The organism is Pedococcus sp. P1_H8, from assembly GCF_056405175.1.
Window position 1 is genome coordinate 1 of the sequence record NZ_JBFUCP010000434.1, and the last position, 371, is coordinate 371.

Sequence of the window (371 nt, forward strand, 5' to 3'; positions counted from 1 at the left end):
GGTGATGGTGATGCCGAGCTGGGCGCCGGAGAGCTGGAAGGAGAGCGTCCGGTGCGCGTGCTGCACCTGCTTGGCGCGGCGGTCGCCGTCACGGGCGTGCGCGTCGACGGTGCTCCGCTCGAGCGCGGTCAGCGAGAACTCGGCGGCCACGAAGAGTGCGGTGCCGGCGGTCAGCGCCAGGAAGCCCAGAACGCTGAGGACTGTGAGTGCGGTCTGCATGGATCATCGCCCCCGGACGGGGGCAGGGAACGAGATGGTGCCGCCGGGTTTGTCGCCCGGCTCGGTAGAAGAGCCCTCCGAAGTGGAACTCTCGTCGCCGGACTCGGCCGAGTCGGCGATGTCGGTAGTGGGTGCCTCAGGCACCGTGGTCC

The 371-nt window shown here is 70.1% G+C and carries 1 protein-coding gene; it reads right to left on the reverse strand.

Translation table 11 applies throughout. The features are described 5' to 3' along the window. Positions 1-219 (reverse strand): CNNM domain-containing protein (locus AC1DYG_RS20720; RefSeq protein ID WP_477641708.1); only part of this gene is annotated, 219 nt, incomplete at its 3' end. Positions 220-371 lie beyond the last annotated feature (152 nt).